General features: G+C 63.0%; 1 protein-coding gene. It reads right to left on the bottom strand.

The genetic code is table 11. The features are described 5' to 3' along the window. Position 1 precedes the first annotated feature (1 nt). A partial coding sequence (gene tuf / locus CO676_RS34245; protein WP_014764100.1) for an elongation factor Tu occupies positions 2 to 1,177 on the bottom strand: 1,176 nt, incomplete at its 5' end.

Genomic DNA, 1,177 nt, shown 5'->3' with positions numbered 1-1,177 from the left:
GTTACTCGACGATGGAGGCGACGATGCCGGCGCCGACGGTGCGGCCGCCTTCACGGATAGCGAAGCGCAGCTTCTCTTCCATGGCGATCGGCACGATCAGTTCGACGTCGACCGTCACGTTGTCGCCCGGCATCACCATTTCCGTGCCTTCCGGCAGCGTCACGATGCCCGTCACGTCGGTCGTGCGGAAGTAGAACTGCGGACGGTAGTTGGTGAAGAACGGCGTATGACGGCCGCCTTCTTCCTTCGTCAGGATGTAGGCTTCAGCCTTGAACTTGCGGTGCGGCTTGACCGAACCCGGCTTGCACAGGACCTGACCGCGCTCGACGCCGTTGCGGTCGACACCGCGCAAGAGCGCACCGATGTTGTCGCCGGCCTGGCCCTGGTCGAGCAGCTTGCGGAACATTTCAACGCCCGTGCAGGTCGTCTTCGTCGTCGGACGGATGCCGACGATCTCGATTTCCTCACCAACCTTGACGATGCCGCGCTCGACGCGGCCGGTGACGACCGTACCGCGGCCGGAGATCGAGAACACGTCTTCGATCGGCATCAGGAACGGCAGGTCGATCGGACGCTCCGGCGTCGGGATGTAGGCGTCAACCGCAGCCATCAGCTCGCGGATCGCGTCTTCGCCGATCTTCTTGTCGGAATCTTCGAGAGCGGCGAGCGCCGAACCCTTGACGATCGGAATGTCGTCGCCCGGGAATTCGTAGGACGACAGCAGTTCGCGCACTTCCAGCTCGACGAGCTCGAGCAGTTCGGCGTCGTCAACCTGATCGACCTTGTTCAGGAACACGACGATCGCCGGAACGCCGACCTGGCGAGCCAGCAGGATGTGCTCGCGGGTCTGCGGCATCGGACCGTCGGCGGCCGAAACCACCAGGATCGCGCCGTCCATCTGCGCCGCACCGGTGATCATGTTCTTGACGTAGTCGGCGTGGCCGGGGCAGTCGACATGCGCATAGTGGCGGGCCGGAGTCTCGTATTCGACGTGCGCCGTCGAAATGGTGATGCCACGGGCCTTCTCTTCCGGCGCAGCGTCGATCTGGTCATACGCCTTGAATTCGCCGAAGTACTTGGTGATCGCTGCAGTCAGCGACGTCTTGCCATGGTCAACGTGGCCAATCGTGCCGATGTTGACGTGCGGCTTGTTGCGCTCGAATTTGCTCTTTGCCAT

The organism is Sinorhizobium sp. BJ1, from assembly GCF_002531555.1.
GTDB lineage: Bacteria > Pseudomonadota > Alphaproteobacteria > Rhizobiales > Rhizobiaceae > Sinorhizobium > Sinorhizobium fredii_B.
Note: the sequence above shows the minus strand (reverse complement) of the source record. Positions and strands in the feature narration are given on the sequence as shown.